18 protein-coding genes are annotated in these 19,222 nt (G+C 72.1%); 13 read left to right on the top strand and 5 right to left on the bottom strand.

Annotated elements, in window-relative coordinates; genetic code table 11:
- Positions 1 to 9 precede the first annotated feature (9 nt).
- The 6 genes from BM204_RS15315 (at position 10) to BM204_RS15290 (ending at position 10,378) form a co-directional block, all read left to right on the top strand.
- Entirely contained in the window at positions 10 to 711 is a 702-nt protein-coding gene (locus BM204_RS15315; RefSeq protein WP_091115045.1) for an SDR family oxidoreductase, read from the top strand.
- Positions 712 to 802: 91 nt separating this feature from the next.
- Positions 803 to 1,738 (top strand): carbamate kinase, encoded by a 936-nt coding sequence (locus BM204_RS15310; protein ID WP_091115265.1) that lies wholly within the window; start codon positions 803 to 805, stop codon positions 1,736 to 1,738.
- 22 nt (positions 1,739 to 1,760) lie between these two features.
- A complete protein-coding gene (gene bar / locus BM204_RS15305; protein WP_091115043.1) occupies positions 1,761 to 2,864 on the top strand; it encodes a barbiturase in 1,104 nt (367 codons plus the stop codon).
- 101 nt (positions 2,865 to 2,965) lie between these two features.
- Entirely contained in the window at positions 2,966 to 3,844 is an 879-nt protein-coding gene (locus tag BM204_RS15300; protein ID WP_218031252.1) for a GNAT family N-acetyltransferase, read from the top strand.
- A gap of 52 nt (positions 3,845 to 3,896) precedes the next feature.
- Entirely contained in the window at positions 3,897 to 7,145 is a 3,249-nt protein-coding gene (locus BM204_RS15295; RefSeq protein WP_091115041.1) for an ATP-dependent helicase, read from the top strand.
- Positions 7,142 to 10,378 carry an ATP-dependent helicase gene (locus BM204_RS15290; protein ID WP_246166299.1) on the top strand — a complete coding sequence of 1,079 codons (3,237 nt, stop codon included), beginning with the start codon at positions 7,142 to 7,144 and terminating at the stop codon, positions 10,376 to 10,378. The genes BM204_RS15295 and BM204_RS15290 overlap by 4 nt, the downstream gene beginning before the upstream one ends.
- Here BM204_RS15290 and BM204_RS15285 read toward each other — a convergent pair.
- Positions 10,362 to 11,423 (bottom strand): FAD-dependent oxidoreductase, encoded by a 1,062-nt coding sequence (locus BM204_RS15285; RefSeq protein WP_091115038.1) that lies wholly within the window; start codon positions 11,421 to 11,423, stop codon positions 10,362 to 10,364. The genes BM204_RS15290 and BM204_RS15285 overlap by 17 nt on opposite strands.
- A gap of 28 nt (positions 11,424 to 11,451) precedes the next feature.
- The gene (deoD, locus tag BM204_RS15280; RefSeq protein WP_091115037.1) at positions 11,452 to 12,204 is read right to left on the bottom strand and encodes a purine-nucleoside phosphorylase; all 753 of its coding nucleotides are present in this window, start codon (positions 12,202 to 12,204) and stop codon (positions 11,452 to 11,454) included.
- Positions 12,205 to 12,235: 31 nt separating this feature from the next.
- On the opposite strand from deoD, the gene nudC reads away from it, so the two are divergent.
- Positions 12,236 to 13,147 (top strand): NAD(+) diphosphatase, encoded by a 912-nt coding sequence (gene nudC / locus BM204_RS15275; protein WP_091115034.1) that lies wholly within the window; start codon positions 12,236 to 12,238, stop codon positions 13,145 to 13,147.
- 59 nt (positions 13,148 to 13,206) lie between these two features.
- On the opposite strand, the gene BM204_RS15270 is transcribed toward nudC, so the two are convergent.
- The gene (locus BM204_RS15270) at positions 13,207 to 13,449 is read right to left on the bottom strand and encodes a mycoredoxin (RefSeq protein ID WP_091115033.1); all 243 of its coding nucleotides are present in this window, start codon (positions 13,447 to 13,449) and stop codon (positions 13,207 to 13,209) included.
- A gap of 74 nt (positions 13,450 to 13,523) precedes the next feature.
- Between BM204_RS15270 and BM204_RS15265 the strand changes: the two genes are divergently transcribed.
- The 5 genes from BM204_RS15265 (at position 13,524) to BM204_RS22705 (ending at position 17,022) form a co-directional block, all read left to right on the top strand.
- Positions 13,524 to 15,587, top strand: a complete 2,064-nt coding sequence (locus tag BM204_RS15265; protein ID WP_091115030.1) for an ATP-dependent DNA helicase UvrD2 — start codon at positions 13,524 to 13,526, stop codon at positions 15,585 to 15,587.
- 185 nt (positions 15,588 to 15,772) lie between these two features.
- Positions 15,773 to 16,000, top strand: a complete 228-nt coding sequence (locus tag BM204_RS15260; RefSeq protein WP_091115029.1) for a hypothetical protein — start codon at positions 15,773 to 15,775, stop codon at positions 15,998 to 16,000.
- Between the two features lie 137 nt (positions 16,001 to 16,137).
- Entirely contained in the window at positions 16,138 to 16,479 is a 342-nt protein-coding gene (locus BM204_RS15255; protein WP_091115258.1) for a WhiB family transcriptional regulator, read from the top strand.
- Positions 16,480 to 16,526: 47 nt separating this feature from the next.
- Positions 16,527 to 16,724 carry a putative WhiB-interacting protein gene (locus tag BM204_RS15250; RefSeq protein ID WP_091115026.1) on the top strand — a complete coding sequence of 66 codons (198 nt, stop codon included), beginning with the start codon at positions 16,527 to 16,529 and terminating at the stop codon, positions 16,722 to 16,724.
- A gap of 136 nt (positions 16,725 to 16,860) precedes the next feature.
- Complete coding sequence (locus tag BM204_RS22705) at positions 16,861 to 17,022, top strand: hypothetical protein (RefSeq protein ID WP_170259183.1); 162 nt, start codon at positions 16,861 to 16,863, stop codon at positions 17,020 to 17,022.
- A 5-nt stretch (positions 17,023 to 17,027) separates the two neighbouring features.
- Here BM204_RS22705 and BM204_RS15245 read toward each other — a convergent pair whose 3' ends face one another.
- The gene (locus BM204_RS15245) at positions 17,028 to 17,915 is read right to left on the bottom strand and encodes a hypothetical protein (protein ID WP_091115024.1); all 888 of its coding nucleotides are present in this window, start codon (positions 17,913 to 17,915) and stop codon (positions 17,028 to 17,030) included.
- A gap of 142 nt (positions 17,916 to 18,057) precedes the next feature.
- On the bottom strand, positions 18,058 to 18,216 hold the full coding sequence (locus BM204_RS22700; protein ID WP_091115022.1) for a DUF5679 domain-containing protein: 159 nt from the start codon (positions 18,214 to 18,216) through the stop codon (positions 18,058 to 18,060).
- Positions 18,217 to 18,420: 204 nt separating this feature from the next.
- Between BM204_RS22700 and BM204_RS15235 the strand changes: the two genes are divergently transcribed.
- Positions 18,421 to 19,215 carry an enoyl-CoA hydratase/isomerase family protein gene (locus BM204_RS15235; RefSeq protein WP_091115020.1) on the top strand — a complete coding sequence of 265 codons (795 nt, stop codon included), beginning with the start codon at positions 18,421 to 18,423 and terminating at the stop codon, positions 19,213 to 19,215.
- Positions 19,216 to 19,222 lie beyond the last annotated feature (7 nt).

The following is a 19,222-nucleotide window of genomic DNA, read 5'->3' as shown; positions in this document are numbered from 1 at the left end:
TTGCGCGCCATGAGGGTCGCAGTGGTGGGTGGCACCGGCAAGACCGGGCGCGCGGTCTGCGTGGCTCTCGAGGCGCGCGGCCACCCGGCCCTGCCCCTCGGTCGCGCTGCCTGGACCGACCTCCCCGGCGCGTTGGAAGGCTGCGACGCGGCCTACGTCATCGCGCCCAACCTGCACCCCGACGAGCCGGCGTACGTCGCCGCGACGCTGGCCGCGGCGACGTACGCCGGCGTGGAGCGGGTGGTCTACCACTCGGTCGCCTCACCCGGCATCTCTGCGATGCCGCACCACCTGGCGAAGGCGCGGGCCGAGGAGCTGGTGCGGTCCTCGGGGTCGGCCTGGACGATCCTGCAGCCGGGCGCCTACCTGCAGAACCTCGACCTGAGCACGACCGTGCGCCTGCCCTACAGCGCATCGGCGCCGTTCGGGTTCGCCGACCTCGACGACGTCGGCCGGGCGGCGGGCGTGGTGCTCCTCGAGGACGGGCACCAGGGCGCGACCTACGAGCTCGCCTCGGTTGCGACGACCGTCGCAGCGCTGGCCGCAGATGCCGGGGTCGAGGTGCTCGTCGAACGGCCGAACAAGGAACCCGCCGGGCGCGAGGAGGCATGGCTGCAGGCGATGTTCTCCTACTACGACGCCCACGGGCTGCCCGTCGGGACCCGGGTGCTGGCCTGGCTCCTGCAGGGCGACCGAGTGGCCGACCGCTGACCGGGTCTTGGCAACTCCTGCCAGTGGTCGGCCTCTTCGTTGGCCGTAGTTGCTGGTGTCCGGGCTCCCCGCGGTCACTACCGTCGAGATCATGAAGGTCCTACTCGCACTCGGCGGCAACGCCATGACCAACCGTGACGGGCGGGCACGCGTCGAGGACCAGATCGCCGCTGCCCAGGTCGCCATGCAGGCCGTCGCCGGCCTCGTCTCCGAGGGGATCGACGTCGTCATCACCCACGGCAACGGTCCCCAGGTCGGCAACCTCCTGGTCAAGAACGAGCTGGCCGCGAGCGTCGTACCCCCGGTCCCGCTGGACTGGTGCGGCGCCCAGACCCAGGGCACCCTCGGCTTCGTGCTGATGAACGCCCTCGACGCCGCGCTCGCCGAGCGCGGGATCGACAAGCGATCCGCCGCCGTCGTGACCCGAGCCCGCGTCGACGCCGGCGATGCGGGCTTCACCCGGCCCACCAAGCCCATCGGCCGGTTCCTGCCGGCCGAGGAGGCACGCGTGCTCCGCGAGCACGGAGAGATCTGGGAGGACCGTGGCGAGAAGGGGTGGCGCCGGATGGTCGCCTCGCCCGAGCCGCTCGAGATCCTCGACGCCCCGGCCGTGCACGCCCTGGTCGAGGCCGGCTTCGTCGTCGTCGCCAACGGTGGGGGCGGGATCCCCGTGGTCAGGGACGCTGACGGCGTCCTGCACGGCGTCGAGGCGGTCATCGACAAGGACCTCGGGGCAGCCCTGCTGGCCCGCTCGGTCGAGGTCGACGTCCTCGTGGTCGCCACCGACGTCTCGAACGCCGTGCTGCGCTACGGCCAGCCCAGTGCCGAGCAGGTCGGGACCGTCTCCGTGGACCAGATGCGCGGTTACGGCTCCGAGGGCCACTTCGCCAGCGGCTCCATGGGCCCCAAGGTCGACGCCGTCTGCCGCTTCGTGGAGCAGGGCGGCCGGCGCGCTGTCATCACCAACCTCGACAACATCGTCGACGCCGTGGCCGGCAACGCCGGCACCGTCGTCGTACCCAACTAGCCCCCACCAGGAGAGCAGCCACATGCCCGACGCCATCGAAGTACGCAAGGTCCCGATCCACTCCGTCTCCGACGCCTCCGAGCTCGCGAAGCTCATCGACGACGGCGTCATGGCCGCCGACCGCGTGATCGCGATCATCGGCAAGACCGAGGGCAACGGCGGGGTGAACGACTACACCCGGATCATCTCCGACCGCGCCTTCCGTGAGGTGCTCATCGAGAAGGGCGCCCCGGCCGACCAGGTCAAGCAGGTCCCGATCGTGTGGTCCGGCGGCACCGACGGGGTGATCAGCCCCCACGCCACCATCTTCGCGACCGTGCCGAAGGAGGACGCCGTCCAGAGCGACGAGGCGCGTCTCACGGTCGGGTTCGCGATGAGCGAGCAGCTGCTCCCCGAGGACATCGGTCGTGTCGCCATGGTCTCCAAGGTTGCCGTCGCGGTGAAGGAGGCGATGGCCAAGGCCGGCATCACCGACGTCGCCGACGTCCACTACGTCCAGACCAAGACGCCGTTGCTGACCGTCCACACCATCCGCGACGCCAAGTCGCGCGGCAAGAGCGTGTGGACCGAGCACACCCACGAGTCGATGGACCTCTCGAACGGGTGCACCGCCCTCGGGATCGCGGTCGCCCTCGGCGAGATCGAGATGCCGACCGATGCCGACGTCATGCACGACCGCTCGCTCTACTCCGCCGTCGCCTCCTGCTCCTCTGGCGTCGAGCTCGACGTGGCGCAGGTCGTCGTGGTCGGTAACGCCCAGGGCATCGGTGGTCGCTACCGCGTCGGTCACTCCGTGATGAAGGACGCCCTCGACTCCGACGGCATCTGGGACGCGATCCGCTCGGCCGGGCTCAACCTGCCGGAGCGTCCGCACACCTCCGACCTCGACGGCCGACTGGTCAACGTCTTCCTCAAGTGCGAGGTCTCGCAGGACGGCAGCGTCCGCGGCCGTCGCAACGCGATGCTCGACGACTCCGACGTGCACTGGCACCGCCAGATCAAGGCCGCCGTCGGTGGCGTCACCGCAGCCGTCACCGGTGACCCCGCCGTGTTCGTCTCGGTCTCTGCCGCCCACCAGGGACCCGACGGCGGCGGCCCCGTCGCCGCGATCGTCGACCTGGGCTGAGGCCGCGAGGTTGGCGGCCCTGCCACGGCGAGGTCGGACTCGGAGGACTCCGAGCCACCCGCGTCGAGGGCCGCCGACCAGGCACGCCCTAGGTTGGACGGGTGAGCGAGCTCGTGCTGCGTCCGGCCACCCCCGACGACGTCGAGGCGGTGGCATCGATCTGGGACACCGGCTGGCACGACGGCCACGACGGGCACGTCCCCGACGAGCTGACGGCCGTGCGCACGCCGGCCTCCTTCCGCACTCGCACCGCCGACCGGATCGCCCAGACGACCCTCGCCGTGGTGGACGGCGCGGTGGCCGGCTTCGTGACGGTGGTCGACGCCGAGCTCGAGCAGGTCTTCGTCGACCGACGCCACCGGGGCACGGGCGTGGCCGCCGCGTTGATGGCGGCCGGGTTGCGTCGGGTCGCCGCCACCGGCCACGAGCGGGCCTGGCTGGTCGCGGCCGTCGGCAACGCCCGAGCCCGTCGCTTCTACGAACGTGAGGGGTGGGTCGACGAGGGGGTCGTCGACTACGCGGCCGAAGGCCCCGATGGCCCGATCCTCGTGCCCAACCACCGCTACGTCAGGCACCTACGACGGCCCGCTCTCGCCGTCGTACACGACCTGCAGCCGCATCCCGAGGGCGGTTGGTACCGCCAGACCTGGGCCTCGCCGGTCTCCGTCACCCTCCCCGACGGCCGGATCCGTCCGACGGCGACGCTGATCTACTTCCTGCTGCCCGCGGGGGAGTCCTCGGCCTGGCACCGGGTGGCCTCCGACGAGCTCTGGTTGGTCCACACCGGTGTCGTCACCATCGAGCTCGGCGGTGACGGCCCGTTGCCCGTGGCCGGGCCGAGCGTGGTCGTGGATGCGGGCCGACCGCAGGCGCTCGTGCCGAACGGCGTCTGGCAGCGCACGGTGCTCTCGCCCGACGACGCGCTCGTGAGCTGCTTGGTCTCGCCGGGCTTCGACTTCGCCGACTTCGAGCTCGCGTGACGCGGTGCCGACCCCGCCCCCCACTGTCGGCACCATGTGATGAGGTGACCTCGTGCCCTCGCCGACCTACCACCTCGTCCGCCCCGAGGCCCGTGCAGCGGTGCCCACCCTCGACGCGCACCAGCAGCAGGTGGTCGACCACGCAGGCGGGCCGCTGCTGGTCCTGGCCGGGCCGGGCACGGGCAAGACCACGACGTTGGTGGAGGCGATCGCCCGGCGCGTCGAGGACGGTGCGCAGCCCGACGAGATCCTCGCGCTGACCTTCTCCCGCAAGGCCGCCGAGCAGCTTCGCGACCGGGTCACGGCCCGCCTGGGTCGCACGATGACGACCAGCATCGGCTCGACGTTCCACTCCTTCGCCTACGGCCTGATCCGTCAGCACGCGCCCGACGAGCTCTACGAAGGCCCGCTGCGCCTGCTCACCGCCCCCGAGCAGGACGTCGTCCTGCAGGAGCTCCTCACCGACGCGCCCGAGTCGGTGCGTTGGCCCGAGTCGCTGCGCCGCGCCGTCGGCACCCGCGGCTTCGCGGTCGAGGTGCAGGCGGTGCTCTCCCGGGCGCGGGAGAAGGGGCTCGAGGGAGACGACCTGATCGCGCTCGGGCGCGAGCACGACCTGCCGGCCTACGTCGCAGCCGGGGCCTTCCTCGAGCAATACCTCACGGTCCTCGACTCCCGCGGCGCCGTCGACTACGCCGACTTGATCCGCCGCGCGGTCCTCGTCGCCGAGGAGCACCGCGGTCAGCTGCGTCGCACCTACCGCCACGTCTTCGTGGACGAATACCAGGACACCGACCCCGGCCAGGTCGCGCTGCTGCGTGCGCTCGCAGGCGACGGTCGGGACCTCACGGTCGTCGGCGACCCCCACCAGTCGATCTACTCCTTCCGCGGGGCCGAGATTCGCGGCATCCTCGACTTCCCGACCGCCTTCCCCCGCACCGACGGGGCTCGAGCCGACGTGGTCGTCCTGCGCACCACGCGTCGTTTCGGTCCTGCGCTGCTGCGCGCCTCCCAGCGCGTGGCGTCCCGCCTCCCGATGCCGGGATCGATCGACACCACGGCCCGCGAGCAGTTCCTCAGCCCGCAGGCCAGCGGTCACCACGGCGACGGTCGGGTCCACGTGCTCACCTTCGACACCGAGCGCGCCGAGGCAGAGCACCTCGCCGACCTCCTGCGCCGTGCCCACCTCGAGGACGGCATCGGCTGGTCGGAGATGGCCGTCCTCGTCCGCTCCGGCCGCACGTCGATCCCTCCGCTGCGCCGTTCGCTCGCCGCGGCCGGGGTGCCGGTTGAGGTGGCCGGTGACGAGACCCCCCTGGTGCAGGAGCCGGCCGTCCACGTCCTGGTCGACGCGCTCTCCGCCGTGCTGCACCTCGCCGTGGCGGACCCCCAGGCCGACGGATTCGTGGACCCGCAGCGTGCCCAGGGGCTCTTCCAGTCGCCGCTCGCCGGGCTCGACGCCGCCGACGTGCGGGTGCTGGCCCGCCTGCTGCGGGCCCGCGACCGGGTGCTGGCCACCCTGGAGGAGCGTCAGCCCACGAGCTCACCCGAGCTCCTGCGCGCAGCCCTGGCCGTCCCCAGCGTGCTGGCGGGGCTCGACCCGGCCGGTGACGTCCGGGCGGTCGGCAAGGCGCGAGCGCTGACCACCCTGGTGCACCGCGCCCACGCCGGGCTCCAGGACGGCGCGACGACCGAGGAGATCCTCTGGCTGCTGTGGTCCGGCACCGACTGGCCCGACCGGTTGCAGACCCAGGTCGGTCGCGGCGGGTCCCAGGCCCGCAGTGCCCACCGCGACCTCGACGCGGTGTGCGCGCTGTTCGACGAGGCCGCCCGCGTCGAGGAGAGGCGGGGCCACACCGGTCTGGCGTCCTTCCTCAGCACCCTGGTCGCCCAGCAGATCCCGGGCGACACCCTGGCCGAGCAGGGCATCCGCGGTGAGTCGGTCCGGCTGCTCACCGCTCACCGCTCCAAGGGACTCGAGTGGCGCCTGGTCGTGGTCGCCCACGTCCAGGAGGAGGGCTGGCCCGACCTGCGACGCCGGGCCACGCTGCTCCAGGCCGACCGCATCGGCACCGACGGGCTGGTGCCGCCGACCACGTCCCGTGAGCTCCTGGCCGACGAGCGCCGGCTGTTCTACGTCGCGTGCACCCGCGCCCGCGAGCGGCTCGTCGTCAGTGCGGTCGCCTCCACCGACGACGACGGCGAGCAGGCCTCGCGCTTCCTCGACGAGCTCGGGATCCGCGTCGAGCACCGTCAGGGCCGTCCCGCCCGGCCGTTGTCGCTGCCCGGCCTGGTCGCCGAGCTGCGCCGCACGGCCGCCGACGAGACGGTCGCCGAGCCGCTGCGACGGGCCGCCGCCCGCCGCCTCGCGCGCCTGGTCACCGAGCACCGCGCCGGCGCCGCATGGATCCCCACCGCCGACCCCGCCTCGTGGTGGGGCACCCGCGCGTCCAGCGTCTCCGACCAGCCGCTGCGTCCGGTCGACGAGCCGGTGCGCCTCTCGGCCACGGCCCTGACCAGTCTCGAGGTGTGCCCGGCCAAGTGGTTCCTTGAGGCCGAGGCCGGAGGAGAGCGGGCCTCGACCCAGGCGCAGGGGTTCGGCAACGTCGTGCACGCCCTCGCCGACCGGATCAGCCGCGGCGACATCGACACGAGTGCCCCGCCCACCGAGGTGGTCGAGGGCCTGATGGACCACGTCGACTCGGTCTGGGCCCAGGTGCCCTTCCGCACGCCCTGGTCGGGTCAGCGCGAGCGCGTCGAGGTCGCCAAGGCGTTGCTGCGGTTCCTGGCCTGGCACCAGCGCCCCGAGGCGCGCCAGGTCCTCGACACCGAGAAGCAGCTCAGCGCGATCGTGCCGCTGCCCAACGGCGAGGAGGTCCGCCTCCACGGCTACGCCGACCGGCTCGAGCTGGACGCCGACGGGCGTGTGGTCGTCATCGACCTCAAGACCGGCAAGCAGACCCCGACCGGCGACGACGTCAAGGTCCACCCCCAGCTCGGCCTCTACCAGCTGGCCGTCGAGCACGGCGCGGTCGACGAGATCGACGGCGTGACGGCGCCCGCCGAGGCAGGCGGTGCCGAGCTCTGGCAGCTGCGTCACGAGGCCTACCAGAAGCTCAAGGTCCAGCGGCAGGAGCCACAGGAGCCCGACGAGGAGGGCCGCCGGCCTATCGAGGTCCAGCTGATGGCGGCCGTCGACGCCATCCGCGCAGAGACCTTCCCCGCCAGGCCCGGAGGCCACTGCGACTACTGCGACTTCCACAGCCTGTGCCCGTCCAAGCACTCCGGGACAGTGCTCTCGTGACGACGACGACCGACGTGACTGCTCCCGCCGTCGAGCCCGTCACCCTCGACTCCCCGGCCGACCTGCAGCGGCTGATGGGCACCGACTACGCCGTGAGCGATCAGCAGTGGGCGGCCGTGTCGGCCCCCCTGGAGCCGGCCGTCGTGATTGCCGGTGCCGGCTCCGGCAAGACGTCCTTGATGGCCGCCCGCGTGGTCTACCTCGTGGCCACCGGCCAGGTCCGGCCCGACGAGGTCCTGGGCCTCACCTTCACGACCAAGGCCGCCAGCGAGCTGGCCCACCGCATCCGTGCCGCGCTCGCCGACGCCGGGCACGGTCGGGGCGTCACCATCGACGAGGACGGCGCCGAGGAGGTGCTCGAGCCGATGGTGGCGACCTACAACGCCTACGCCTCCAGCCTCCTGGCCGAGCACGGCCTGCGCATCGGTCACGAGCCCGACACCCGCGTCATGGCCGACGCCTCCCGCTACCAGCTGGCGGCTCGCGTGATCGACCGGCACACGGGGTCGGTCGAGCAGCTCTCCGACAGCCCCAAGCACGTCATCGACTACATCCTGCGCCTGGAGTCGGCGCTCAGCGAGCACCTGGTCGACGTCGACCGGCTGCGGGCCTTCGACGCCGACCAGTGGCCGCGCTTCGACGTCGGTCTCGCCGGCAACAAGAGTGACCACGCCAAGGTGGCGAGCGCCGTCGCCCGGCGGGCCGAGGCCCTGTTCCTGGTCGACGACTACCGCCGGCTCAAGGCGACCCTGGGGTTGATGGACTTCTCCGACCAGATCGCCCTGGCGGCGCGGCTGGCCGACGAGCACCCCGTCGTCGGCGAGGTCGAGCGCGGCAAATATCGCATCGTCCTGCTCGACGAATACCAGGACACCTCGGTCGCCCAGGCCCTGATGCTGCGCCGGCTCTTCGCCGACGGCCATCCTGTGACCGCCGTCGGGGACCCCAACCAGGCGATCTACGGCTGGCGGGGTGCGTCGGTCTCCAACATCTTGCGCTTCGGCGAGGACTTCCCGCCTGCCGGCCGCGAGAACGGGGGAGACGTCACGACGTTCCACCTCACGGTCAACCGTCGCTCCGACCAGCGGATCCTCCAGGTCGCCAACCGGATCGCCGAGCCGCTCTACCGCCAGTTCCCCCAGGTCGAGCCGCTCGAGAGCGGCACCGACGCCGAGGGCGCGGTGCAGACCCTGGTCCACGAGACCTACGCCGACGAGCTCGCCTGGCTGACCGACCAGGTGATCGCTTCCCGCGGCGACGCCGACGGGTCGCACTGGCGCGAGATCGGTGTCCTCGTGCGCGACAACAACCATGCTGCCGACGTGTTCGACAGCCTGTCGTCGGCAGGGATCCCGGTCGAGATCGTGGGTCTCAAGGGGCTGCTGCGCCTGCCGGAGGTCTCCGAGGTCCTCGCCACGCTGACGCTCATCGACGACCTCACCGCCAACGCGGAGGTGCTCACGCTGCTCACCGGCCACCGCTGGGCGATCGGACCACGCGACCTCGCACTGCTCGGCAAGCGGGCTCAGCTGCTCGCCGGGTCCCGACGCCCCGCCCGTGCCGGGCTGAGCCTGGCCGACGAGCTGACCCAGGCCGTCGCCGGTGCCGATCCCACCGAGGTGGTTGCCCTCTCCGACGCCCTCGACGACCCCGGCGAGGCCGCCTACTCCGGGTCCGCGCGCGAGCGCTTCGCCCTGCTCTCGACCGAGCTGCGCCAGCTGCGTGCCCACGCCGGCGAGCCGCTGCTCGAGCTGGTCCGGCGCATCATCGACACCTGCGGCATCGACGTGGAGCTGGCGTCCTCGGTCAGCGAGGCGGCCCGCGCCCGACGGGAGAACCTCGACCTCTTCGTCAAAGCGGTCGCCGACTTCCAGGCCATCGACGGCACGGTCACGCTGCCGTCGCTGCTGGCCTGGCTCGAGGCCGAGGACGAGCTCGGCAACGGCATGGACGTCGCCACCCCGAGCGAGGCCGACTCGGTCAAGCTCCTCACCGTGCACCGCGCCAAAGGCCTGGAGTGGGACATCGTGTTCCTCGTCGGCGCCTGCCTCGAGAAGTTCCCCGTCACCCGAAGCCGCGGCCTGTGGCCGACGCGCCTCGAGCTGCTCCCGACCCCGTTGCGCGGCGACGCGCGTGACCTCCCGGTGCTCCGCACCCATGACAAGGCCGGGCTCACCCGCCTCCAGCAGGACACCAAGGAGCACGAGGCCACCGAGGAGCTCCGGCTCGCCTACGTCGCCCTGACGCGAGCCCGGCACCGGCTGGCGGTGTCCTCCTACGTGTGGAACGAGGAGCGCAAGAGCCCGCTGGGTCCCTCGCCCTACCAGCTCACGATCCGCGCGACCATGGCGTCCTGGGGCGTCGCACCGCTGGAGTGGCGCGACACCCCGCCCAAAGGCACCCCCAACCCCCTGCGCCTCGGCCGGCGGGAGTTCCCCTGGCCGGTCACCGAGCGGACCGCCGAGGCCCTGCGCCGCATCGCGGCGGCCGAGCTCGTGGCCGAGGCTCTCGCCGACCCCGAGAAGGTGGCAGTCGAGGACGAGGAGCTCGACCTCGTGGCGCTGTCCCGGATCGGCACGTGGGACGACGAGCTCGACCGGCTGGTCGCCGAGGCCCGCCGCGAGCGCTCGACCGACGTGGCCGTCCCCCTGCCCTCCAGCCTGTCGGCCACCGCGCTCGCGCGACTGCGCGACGACCCCGACGGGTTCGCCCGCGACCTGGTCCGACCGATGCCGCGGCCACCGTCCCCGGCGGCCCGCTTCGGCACCCTCTTCCACGCCTGGGTCGAGGCGCGGTTCGGCCAGCAGCCGCTGCTCGACCCCGATGACCTGCCCGGTCGCGGCGACCTTGGCATCGACGACGAGGCCGACCTCGACCAGCTGATCGAGGCCTTCGAGCAGGGCCCCTTCGGCGACCGCACCCCCTTCGCCATCGAGAGCGGCTTCTCGCTGGTGCTCGGCGGCCAGGTGGTGCGCGGTCGCATCGACGCCGTCTACGCCGAGACGACGGCAGCCGGCGAGGGGTTCCTGCTCGTCGACTGGAAGACCAACCGGGCCCAGACCGCCGATGCGCTGCAGCTCGCGATCTACCGCCTGGCCTGGGCCGAGCTCCACGACGTGCCGCTCGAGCGGGTCGCCGCGGCGTTCTACTACGTCCGCAACGAAGAGCTGGTGCTGCCGCCCGACCTGCCGGGGCGCGAGGAGCTCGAGGCGATCCTCAGCCTGCGTCCCTGACCGGCTCAGCGCGATCCGCGGTGAGCCGGCCGGCAACGCCGCGTGCCGCCTGCCGCCCCGCGCGGTTGGCGCCGATGGTGCTCGCCGACGGGCCGTACCCCACGAGCTGAACGCGGGGGTTCGCGACCACCGTGGTGCCGTCGAGCTGGATGCCGCCGTGCGGGCTGCGCAGGCGCAGGGGAGCGAGGTGGCCGACCGCCGGGCGGAATCCGGTCGCCCAGAGGATCACGTCGACGCGTGAGGTGCTGCCGTCGGCCCACCGGACGCCGTCCGGCTGGATCTCGGCGAACATCGGCCGCCGCTCGTAGGCACCCAGCAGTGAGGCCTCTCGCTCCTGCTCGCGTAGCGCGAGCCCGGTCACGCTGACGACGCTCGCCGGCGGGAGCCCGCGCCGGACGCGGTCCTCGACCAGCGCCACCGCAGCGCGTCCGCCCTCGGGGGTGAAGTCGTCGGTGCGCCACAGCGGCAGCCGGCGGGTGACCCACAGCGTGTCGGTGACCGGCGCGATCTCCCCGAGGAGCTGGACCGCTGACGCACCGCCGCCGACCACCAGGGTGCGCCGACCGCGGAAGTGCTCCGGGCCGGGGTAGTCGGCCGCGTGCAGCTGCTCCCCACCGAACGTCGCGATGCCGGGGTAGTGCGGCACGAACGGGTGGCTCCACGTGCCGGTCGCGTTGACCAGCGCCCGGCTGGTCCACGACCGGTCAGCGGCCCGTGTCACCAGCAACCCGTCCTGGTCCTCGACCCGGTCGACCGCGACCGGACGGACGACGGGGATCGCGTGCACGCGCTCGTAGGCGGAGAAGTACGACGGCAGCACGGTGTTGGCGCGCAGTCCCGAGTCGCCGGGGGCGGTCGACCCGGGCAGCGCCGCGATCCCGTGGACGTCGTGCATCGTCAGCGAGTCCCAGCGGTGTTGCCACGCGCCACCCGGTGCCTCGTCGGCGTCGAGCACCACATGGCTCATCCCGAGACGGGCCAGGTGGAAGGCCGCGGACAGGCCGGCCTGGCCGGCGCCGATGACCACTGCGTCGAGGATCTCCACGCACGTCCCAACACCCTGGAAACGTCGACTATGCCCCTGAGGTCCCTGGGGCTCCGGAGACCAGGCCCGCGGTCAACGCGATCTCGACCATCTCGCCGAAGGTCTGCTCGCGCTCGTGGGACGTGGTCTCCTCGCCGGTGACGATGTGGTCGGAGACCGTGCAGATCGCCAGCGCACGACGGCCGTGCCTGGCGGCCAGCGTGTAGAGCGCGGCGGCCTCCATCTCGACGGCCAGCACGCCGTAGTCGACCATCCGCGCGGCGAGCTCGGGCCGGGCGGCGTAGAACGAGTCGCTGCTGAAGATCAGCCCCACGTGCACAGCGGGACCGCCCGGACCTCTGGTCGCGGCCCTGGCCGCGGCGGCGGCCGCCGCGTCGCGCAGCAGCCCGAAGTCGGCCACGGGTGCGTAGTCGAGGCCCTCGAAGGCGATCCGGTTCATCGAGGAGTCCGTGCACGCACCGGAGGCGATGACGAGGTCGCGCACCGCGAGTCGCTCGGTCAGCGCCCCGCAGGAGCCGACCCGGATCACCGACTCCACGGCGTAGTCGGTGAACAGCTCGTTGACGTAGATCGCCAGCGACGGCTGGCCCATGCCGCTGCCCTGCACCGAGACCCGCTGGCCCTGCCAGGTGCCGGTGAAGCCGAGCATCCCGCGCACCTGGGTGTAGCAGCGGGCGTCGTCGAGGAACGTCTCGGCGATCCACTGCGCGCGCAACGGGTCGCCGGGCATCAGGACGAAGGGAGCGATGTCGCCTGCCGCGGCGCCGATGTGGGTGCTCATGCCTGATGACCCTAGGACTAACTTCGGCACCGTGACGTATCCCCACCTCCTGCTCTCGACGCCCGCCCACGACCGCTCCGGCCTGCGCCGCAAGGACGACGCATGGCTGGACGAGCGCTGGTCCGCCGTGCGCACGCGGGTGCTCGTGGTGTCCGGGACCCGGGTGCGCCCGCGCGATGGCGCGATCGCGTGGGTGCGCCCCGAGGAGGCGCCCGAGGGAGTGCGGGTGCTGCTGGGGGAGCGCGACGACGAGACGTGGTTCGCCGTCATCACCGACTCCGCGCTGGCCGAGGCCGAGCAGGGGGCTTGGCTCCCGCTGCGAGGGCTCCTGCCGGCGCTCGGCGGCGAGGCCACCGACATGGCCCCGCTGGTCTTCCACGCCCTCGGGCTCGCGGAGTGGCACTGGGCGACGCGCTTCTGCCCGCGCTGCGGCGGTTCCCTGGTCTCAGCCGCTGCCGGTCACGAGCTGCACTGCACGCGGTGCGGGAAGCCGCAGTTCCCGCGCACCGACCCCGCGGTCATCATGCTCGTGACCGCAGGGGAGCCCGGCAGTGACGACGAGCGGTGCCTGCTGGGGCGGCAGTCGGTCTGGCCCGAGGGCCGGTTCTCGACGCTGGCCGGCTTCTGCGAGCCGGGGGAGACCCTCGAGGACGCCGTACGCCGTGAGGTCGCGGAGGAGGTCGGCGTCCGGGTCGGCGAGGTGACCTACTTCGGCAACCAGCCGTGGCCGCTCCCGGCCAGCCTGATGCTCGCGATGATCGGTCGCGCCGAGTCGACCGTGATCGAGGTCGACCAGGACGAGATCGAGGAGGCAGCCTGGTTCACTCGCACCGAGATGCACGAGCAGGCCGAGAGCGGCACCCTCGTGCTCCCCGGCGGCGTCTCGATCAGCCGCTCACTGGTCGAGCACTGGTACGGCGGCCCGCTCCCCGGGAGCTGGTGACTAGCTGGGCCTGGGAGTACGAGCGCAGCGAGTACTCCCAATGGAACGACGAAGTCGTTTCACAGGGAAGCGACCTTCGCCTTGACCTGGGCCAGGGACGGGTTGGTCTGGGCGCTGCCGTCGGTGTAGACCAGGGTCGGCACGGTCTGGTTGCCGTTGTTGGCCGACTCTACGATCAGGGCTGCTTCGGGCTGCTGCTCGATGTCGACGATGTCGAAGGCGATCCCCTCGCGGTCGAGCTGGCTCTTGAGTCGGTGGCAGTAACCGCACCAGGGGGTCGTGTACATCGTGAAGCTGCTCATCTGGGACTGTCGCCTCCGCCGTCTAGGGTCGTGTTCACCCGATCCAACCACCTCGCACCAGGAGTTGTTCCACCATGTCGCAGGACACCGAGAGGGGCATCGACCGAGCAGCCGACCTGCTCGCCGCGCTCGACCCCGAGCAGCGTCGCGTGGCCGAGACGCTGCGCGGCCCGGTGCGGGTCCTGGCGGGTGCCGGCACGGGCAAGACCCGGGCGATCACCCACCGCATCGCCCACGGCGTCCACAGTGGTGTCTACGCTCCCTCCGAGGTGCTGGCAGTGACGTTCACCACCCGGGCGGCGGGGGAGATGCGCGGTCGTCTGCGCCAGCTCGGCGCGGGGGCAGTCCAGGCCCGCACGTTCCACTCCGCGGCCCTGCGCCAGCTGCGCTACTTCTGGCCTCACGTCCACGGCACCGAGCTGCCGAGCATCATCGAGTCCAAGATCGGCCTGCTGGCCACGGCTGCGCGTCGACAGCGGCTCTCCACCGACCAGGCGCTGCTGCGCGACCTCGCCTCGGAGATCGAGTGGGCCAAGGTGAGCAACGTCCAGCCCGACGACTACGCCCGCATCGCCGAGCAGCGTGGTCGCTCCGTGACGGGCCAGGCCCACGACACGGTGGGTCGGGTGTTCGCTGCCTACGAGGAGGTCAAGCGTGACCAGGGCCGGATGGACATGGAGGACGTGCTGCTCCTCACCGCCGGGATCCTCGCCGAGGACGAGCGGGTCGCTGCCCAGGTCCGTCGCCAGTACAAGTGGTTCGTCGTCGACGAGTTCCAAGACGTCTCGCCCCTCCAGTCGGCGCTGCTCGACCTCTGGCTCGGGGGTCGCGACGAGATCTGCGTCGTCGGTGACCCGGCGCAGACGATCTACTCCTTCGCCGGCGCCAACGCCGACTACCTCACCGGCTTCACCACCAAGTTCCCCCAGGCCACCTCGATCGAGCTGGTCCGCAACTACCGCTCCACCCCCCAGATCGTCACGGCGGCCAACATCCTGCTCGCCCGCTCGACCAGCAAGGGCGTCGAGCTGCGTGCCCAGCGACCGGCGGGTCCCGCCGTGACCTATGCCCCCGCCCCCGACGAGGTGGCCGAGGCGCAGAAGATCGCCGGACGCATCCAGGCCCTGCGCGACCAGGGACGCCCGCTCTCCGAGGTTGCGGTGCTCTTTCGCATCAACGCCCAGTCCGAGGCCTACGAGGAGGCCCTCTCCGACCTCGGCATTCCTTACGTCATCCGCGGAGCTGCCCGCTTCTTCGACCGGCCCGAGGTCCGCGAAGCCGTCACGCGCATCCGTGGCACCGCCCGGTCGGGGGAGGCCGGCGACGACGGCCTCGTCGACACCGTCAAGGCGACGCTGGCCGGCATGGGCTGGACGGTCGAGGCGCCGGGCTCGCGCGGCCAGACCCGCGACCGCTGGGAGTCCTGGCAAGCACTGGTCAGCCAGGCCGAGGAGTTCGCCCGGGCCGACGGTGCCACGCTGGGCGCCTTCGTCGACGACCTCGACCGCCGCGCGACCGAGCAGCACGCTCCGGTCGCCGAGGGCGTCACCCTCGCCACCTTCCACGCCGCCAAGGGGCTGGAGTGGGACTCGGTCTTCCTGTGCGGGCTCCAGGACGGCACGCTGCCGATCACCTACGCCGACACCCCGGCCGCGATCGAGGAGGAGCGCCGCCTGCTCTACGTCGGCATGACGCGCGCCCGCATCGACCTCGCGCTCTCCTGGGCCCAGGCTCGCAACCCCGGGCAGGCGGCGCGTCGCAAGCCGTCCCGCTTCCTCGACCCGCTGCTGCCGGCGTCCACCCGGGTCGAGCACGCTCCGGTCAACCGCAAGGTCGCCAGCTGTCGCGAGTGCGGCAAGCCGCTGCGCACCGGCCCCGAGAAGAAGCGCGGCAGGTGCAGCGGCTGTCCCGCGTCCTACGACGAGGCCCTCTTCGAGCGCCTGCGCGAGTGGCGCAAGGAGCGCGCCGGCGACGACGAGGTGCCGGCGTTCGTCGTGTTCACCGACGCGACGCTCCAGCTGATCGCGGAGCACAAGCCGCGCTCGGAGGCCGACCTGCTCAGCATCAGCGGCGTGGGTCCCTCCAAGATCGAGCGCTACGGCGACGACGTGCTCGCGCTGATGGACGCCTCGTCCTGAGGGTCGGTGGCCGGGCCGGGTCGCCTGAGAGGCCGTTCGAGAACGGCCCCGGAAGAAAAGCTCGGAAATAGTCATAAAATCGTTTGCTCATGACATCGGGGGCGGGGTAACTTTCCGTCACCAAGCAATCGCGCAGCACGACCTTGACAAGGTCGGCGCCTGAAGATCCGAAGGAGGTGGCCCGCATGATCACCAACATCATCACGACGAACCCGTCCATCCAGACGACCGCGTCCGACTGTGGCATGCCCGTGTGCGGCCACGTTGTCCTCGGCACCACCTGGGTGACGGGCCAGCGCTCTGTCGATCTCCGCATCCCGGTCATCGCCCGCCTGCGCGCCGTCGCACCCAAGGGACACATGGGCATCGCCGCCTACGTCCCGGGAGTCCACGCCTGGAGTCCACCAGTCTGACCCTCATCAGACCGGCACCTCCAGGCCGCGGAATCCCACCCAGGGATCCGCGGCCTTTGTGTTTCTCGCACCCAGGCCCCAGATCCCGCACCACGCACCACGCACCGCGATCAGGTCACCGAGAAGGAGGTGAAATGATGACCATCAGCGTTCTCGACCGCACCGCTGGGGCTCTCTCGAAGAGCGAGCAGCCCGACCTGTCCCTGGGTCTGCTGCACGACCAGGCCGGTCACGTCGACCACGACCTGCTGCTCTGCCGGGTGAACGACCCCGAGCTGTGGTTCGCGGAGTCGCCCAGCGACGTGGAGTGCGCCAAGGCCCTCTGCCAGGACTGTCCCGTCCAGGCCCTGTGCCTCAGCGGAGCCCTCGAACGGCGTGAGCCCTGGGGCGTCTGGGGAGGTGAGCTGTTCCTGCAAGGAGTAGTGATCCCCCGCAAGCGTCCCCGTGGGCGGCCCCGCAAGAACGAGGCGGCCGCGTAAGCGCTCGCCATCCCTTCCAGCGCACCTTCTCGGAGCACACCCTCACCATGCCCCTTTTCCTGAACCGGAGTACCGACATGTTTCACTTGATGCACGAAGACCTGGCCCGCGCACAGATGAGCGCGCGCCTGGGAGAGGCGCAGCAGTTGCGCACGGGCAACCGCGTTGCCCGTGCCGTCCGGCTCAGCCGCAAGGCTGAGCGGGCAGCGCAGCAGGCCCGCCTCGCCCTCGCTCGCGCTCTGTAGGACCTGGGTGATCGACCCCGATCACCCTCACCCTGATCGCGGGTGACCACGGGAGCCGGGCACGACGAACCCTCGTCGTGCCCGGCTCTCACCGTGTTCCTGCCAGGAGCGATCGGCAACGCCCTAGCCTGACCCCATGCGCACCTGTGACTTCTGCGGTCGCGATGAGGCGGAGGCCGCGGCTGCCCTGACCTGGACCACAGCCGTCGAGCGCGGCCGTCCGGTCGCCTACTGCGCCGCCTGCTCGCGCGAGCACGTGCGCTCGATGGAGGGCCAGCTCGACCGCGAGCACTGGTAGGCGCGTCAGCCGGCCTGGCTGACCAGCGTCTCGTCCCAGGAGCAGCCGCAGTGCGGGTGCCGGGTCCACGCACGGCGCTCCGGTGCGGCCACAGGCCCCAGGTCGAAGGACGCGGACCAGGTCGAGGGCTGGTCGCCCTCGACGAAGCGCAGCAGGTCCCGTGTCGCCCAGGCCAGGGCGAGAGCGTGCAGCGCGGGGTCGCGGACAGCAGCAGGTGGTCGGGAGACGACCTGCTCGACCACGAGGGCCCGGCGCGGGTCCGTCTCCGCCCGGTGGGCGTCGACGCAGCGCAGGCACGCGGTCACCCCCGGCAGGACGAACGGCCCGATCACGACCGAGCCGAGAGCGCCGGAGACGAGCAGGTGCGCGACGCCCTCCCGCACCAGGTCGTCCACCGAGGCGCGGGGGACCTCGCCGTCGTGGACTATCAGCCAGACGTCCGCAGCGCCCTCCTCGACCACCTGCACCCCGGAGGCGCGCAGAAGCCGAGAGACGTCGGCACGTGCGTCGTCCTCGGCTGCCACCCGCACGCGGGCAGCGGCCCGCGCCCCGAGGCGGTCGCCCGCCCCGAGCCCGAACTGCGCCCAGGCCGCCCGCACCGCGGCGGCGGGGCCGTGGGTGATCGAGGCGGCGACGCTCCGGGCGTCGACCAGCAGGCCCGCCTCCCACAACCGCCGCAGGACCGGCCACGTCTGCTCGTCCGGTCCCGGCAGCGCCGTGGCCCCGGCCAGGGCATCGAGCAGGCGGCGTACCGCCGGCACGTCAGGTACGACGACCCGCTGGGGTGGGTCGACCCCGACCTGGAGGTGGTGGTCGTCGTGACGGGTCACGGAGATGCCGGGCCTCAGCGCAGGCTGCTCCGGCAGCCCGGCGAAGGAAGGGAGGAGTGCCATCGAGCCAGCCTCGCACCGCCGGTCGTCGAGCGGCGGCGCCCCTCCACAGGTCGCCTCGACAGGGCTCCCCGCAATGCCAGCGGCGGTGCCACCCGGGAGGGGTGGCACCGCCGCGAAGCGTGTGGCGCGTGTCGCTAAGAGCTCACGCCTTGCCGAGAATGCGGTTGAGGTTGGTGCTACAGACGGGGCACACGGCCTTGGCCATGCGGGTGCCCTTGTCGTTGACCTTGACCTCGCCCTCCGCCTCGCGCTTCTCCTTGCACTTCACGCAGTAGAACTCGCCGCTCCAGGTCTCCGCCATGACGGCCTCCTTGACTAGGTTTTCGCTCGGTCGTCGCGACGGGGATGGATGGGGAAGCCCGCCGGAAGCTCGTGGACGGGTGCCCTCGAGCCGATGCGACCCTACGACACGAGGGCGCGCAGGCGCAGCAGGCGCCCGGCGCGCCTGAGATCACCCGTGAAACGCCTCACGGCGCCGAGGGGCCCCGCTCAGTAGGGTCGGGCCATGACTGAGCTCACCCACCTGCGCCTCGAGCGCCCCTCCGAGGGCGTCGCCCTGCTGGTCCTGGACAACCCCGACATGCGCAACGCGATGTCCGACGAGATGACCACGTCGTGGGTCGAGGCCATCGACGAGCTGGTCGCCGACGCCTCGGTGCGGGCGGTCGTCGTGACGGGGGAGGGCGCCGCGTTCTGCTCCGGGGGCAACACCAGCTGGATCGCCTCGGAGCCCGACGCGTCGGTCGACCACCTGCGCACCCGCATGCTGGCGTTCTACCGGGCCTGGCTCTCGATCCGCCGGCTGGAGGTGCCGACGATCGCGGCGATCAACGGCGCCGCGATCGGGGCCGGGCTCTGCATGGCGCTGGCCTGCGACCTGCGGTTCGCGGCCAGCGGCGCCAAGATGGGGCTGCCCTTCGTCAAGCTCGGCATGCACCCCGGCATGGCCGGCACCTACCTGCTTCCTCACGTCGTCGGGGAGGCGGTCGCGAAGGACCTGCTGCTCACCGGTCGCATCGTCGAGGGCCAGGAGGCGCAGGCGCTGGGCCTGGTGTCGCGGGTGATGGAGCGCGAGACGTTCCTCGACGACGCGCTCGAGGTCGCCGCCGGGATCGCCGCCACCGCGCCGATCGCGAGCAGGCTGACCAAGCTGGCGCTGGCCGACGGTGGTCACCAGGACGTCGAGGCCTGCCTGCAGTGGGAGGCGATGGCCCAGCCGATCACGCTCGCGACCGCCGACCTGCAGGAGGGCATCCGCGCCGCGCAGGAGAAGCGTCCGGCGGTCTTCACCGGCAACTGAGCTCCTG

This window comes from Nocardioides psychrotolerans, from assembly GCF_900113685.1.
Taxonomy (GTDB): Bacteria; Actinomycetota; Actinomycetes; order Propionibacteriales; family Nocardioidaceae; genus Nocardioides; species Nocardioides psychrotolerans.
This window is presented reverse-complemented; position numbering and strand designations above follow the sequence as displayed.

Excerpts from the sequence above, each read along its gene's own strand:
- BM204_RS15315 (WP_091115045.1), top strand. The coding sequence starts at position 10 with ATGAGGGTCGCAGTGGTGGGTGGCACCGGCAAGACCGGGCGCGCGGTC.
- BM204_RS15310 (WP_091115265.1), top strand. The coding sequence starts at position 803 with ATGAAGGTCCTACTCGCACTCGGCGGCAACGCCATGACCAACCGTGAC.
- bar (WP_091115043.1), top strand. The coding sequence starts at position 1,761 with ATGCCCGACGCCATCGAAGTACGCAAGGTCCCGATCCACTCCGTCTCC.
- deoD (WP_091115037.1), bottom strand. The coding sequence starts at position 12,204 with ATGAGCACCCACATCGGCGCCGCGGCAGGCGACATCGCTCCCTTCGTC.
- BM204_RS15270 (WP_091115033.1), bottom strand. The coding sequence starts at position 13,449 with ATGAGCAGCTTCACGATGTACACGACCCCCTGGTGCGGTTACTGCCAC.
- BM204_RS15265 (WP_091115030.1), top strand. The coding sequence starts at position 13,524 with ATGTCGCAGGACACCGAGAGGGGCATCGACCGAGCAGCCGACCTGCTC.
- BM204_RS15260 (WP_091115029.1), top strand. The coding sequence starts at position 15,773 with ATGATCACCAACATCATCACGACGAACCCGTCCATCCAGACGACCGCG.
- BM204_RS15255 (WP_091115258.1), top strand. The coding sequence starts at position 16,138 with ATGACCATCAGCGTTCTCGACCGCACCGCTGGGGCTCTCTCGAAGAGC.
- BM204_RS15250 (WP_091115026.1), top strand. The coding sequence starts at position 16,527 with ATGCCCCTTTTCCTGAACCGGAGTACCGACATGTTTCACTTGATGCAC.
- BM204_RS22705 (WP_170259183.1), top strand. The coding sequence starts at position 16,861 with ATGCGCACCTGTGACTTCTGCGGTCGCGATGAGGCGGAGGCCGCGGCT.
- BM204_RS15245 (WP_091115024.1), bottom strand. The coding sequence starts at position 17,915 with ATGGCACTCCTCCCTTCCTTCGCCGGGCTGCCGGAGCAGCCTGCGCTG.
- BM204_RS22700 (WP_091115022.1), bottom strand. The coding sequence starts at position 18,216 with ATGGCGGAGACCTGGAGCGGCGAGTTCTACTGCGTGAAGTGCAAGGAG.
- BM204_RS15235 (WP_091115020.1), top strand. The coding sequence starts at position 18,421 with ATGACTGAGCTCACCCACCTGCGCCTCGAGCGCCCCTCCGAGGGCGTC.